General features: G+C 26.5%; 2 protein-coding genes. Both read right to left on the bottom strand.

The genetic code is table 11. The annotated features are described in order from the left end of the window. Positions 1 to 111: 111 nt before the first annotated feature. Positions 112 to 609, bottom strand: a complete 498-nt coding sequence (locus NSA58_RS19830) for a hypothetical protein (RefSeq protein WP_074429244.1) — start codon at positions 607 to 609, stop codon at positions 112 to 114. Beyond that, positions 564 to 725 (bottom strand): hypothetical protein, encoded by a 162-nt coding sequence (locus tag NSA58_RS19825; RefSeq protein ID WP_257560907.1) that lies wholly within the window; start codon positions 723 to 725, stop codon positions 564 to 566. Before NSA58_RS19825 ends, NSA58_RS19830 begins: the two co-directional genes overlap by 46 nt. Positions 726 to 1,681 lie beyond the last annotated feature (956 nt).

Raw genomic sequence — 1,681 nt, 5'->3', positions numbered from 1 at the left:
ATTAACTAATTTAAAATTATCAAAATATTTTTTATCATTTATAATTAGATTTCTCTCAACATTATATGCAAATGATTTTAGTTCAATTTTATCTATTATTGGTATATATGCTTAAAATTCGTCTTTAGTATAAAAATATACATCTTTATTTAACATATTAAAAAGATTTCTATCACCTACAAATTCTATCTGCTTGTCTTTTATCTGATCTAAAGTAATAGCCATCTCAACAAGATTTATGCCTTGTCTGTTTCTATGTAATAAAAATTGATCGCACTCAATATTAAATTTGCTCTTCTCATTCAATATGTTATTAATATGAACTGCCTTGCTATTGGTTTCATTTTCAGCTATCTCATTTATTAAATTCTTAAGATCTACAGGCAATAAAAATCTATAGAATATTCTATATTCTGTGTTGCTTATTATCTGAATTACAACAAATAGAACTCCTCCATCATTATAATAATTTTTAATATCGCTAAGTTCCATTTGAAAGCTAGCAAATTTTCTTTCAAATTTCTTTACCTCCGTACCTTTAACTTGTACAGGTATTTTCCCCTTTAATAAACTTTTTTTATGATTGTTATCTTGATATAACCATCCCAAGATGGCTCTTTATCATTCCAGTTAATATTCGGATTTATTTCTTTAAAATTACATAAAGACATATTTAAAGCACTAACCGATATCATTTCGATTTGTCCTTTTGATAATTTTCCCATTATAATTCCCCCTAATATAGATTACCTTTAGTATTTTTGCTTATTTTATAACTTCTCTCACTCGCAAACATTATACCATGTTTTACCATACATCTGAAATTAGCTTAATTTATATTTAATATAAAAAAACTACTAAGTCATAAACTTAGCAGTTCCTTTCCCTCTTTCCCGAGGCTTTGAATGGTGGAGATGATCCGCAACAATCAAATCCACCATTCCATATCTTAAATTTTATAAATAAACTTTACCTAAAAGTTTATAAAATTAGTTTTATATTTTTTACTTTTCCATGTGTATCGTAAGTATATTCTCTATAGTTAGCTTCTCCTATTAAAAGGTTTCTTTTTATCTTGGCTTTTATGTTTGTTAACCAACCATCATTATTGTACTCAAATTTTAGTTCTTTTACCTCACCGTCTGATTCAGGGTAATTAATATCAGTTGCTCTGTCATTTACATCATAATTGTAAGTTTTATTTGATGTTTGCTTTCCATCTCTACTTTATACAGATGATGTAAGCTGATTTAACTCGTTATACTTATAGCTACTAGTTGCCCCCTCTTTTGTCATTAGTATCCTATTTCCAACTTTATCATACCCATAAGTCATATTGGATTTTAGTCTTATTTTGATTAGTAGCATTCTCTATATAATCTAATGTAATCTTAGTTACCATAGATGAATCATCGTAGCCATTATTTAGTCTTCGCTGCTATAAAATAATCAGTTCTTGAAATAAGCTTCTAATAAATTCACCTCCAGGTGGAAATTGAATCACAATATTCTTGTTGCTAATTTCTTTTCTTACTAAAGACTCCATCTTCTTTTATTTCAATATATAAATCAGCTTCTTTAGCTATTTTCATAAACCTACTCAACATTATATTTTTAATATATTTTACATTTTTTAAATGTATATAGTTAAGCCAAAAACTTAAACTTATAACAAAAATTA

The sequence above is a fragment of the Terrisporobacter muris genome, from assembly GCF_024621905.1.
GTDB classification, from domain to species: Bacteria; Bacillota; Clostridia; order Peptostreptococcales; family Peptostreptococcaceae; genus Terrisporobacter; species Terrisporobacter muris.
Note: the sequence above shows the minus strand (reverse complement) of the source record. Positions and strands in the feature narration are given on the sequence as shown.

Excerpts from the sequence above, each read along its gene's own strand:
- NSA58_RS19825 (WP_257560907.1), bottom strand. The coding sequence starts at position 725 with ATGGGAAAATTATCAAAAGGACAAATCGAAATGATATCGGTTAGTGCT.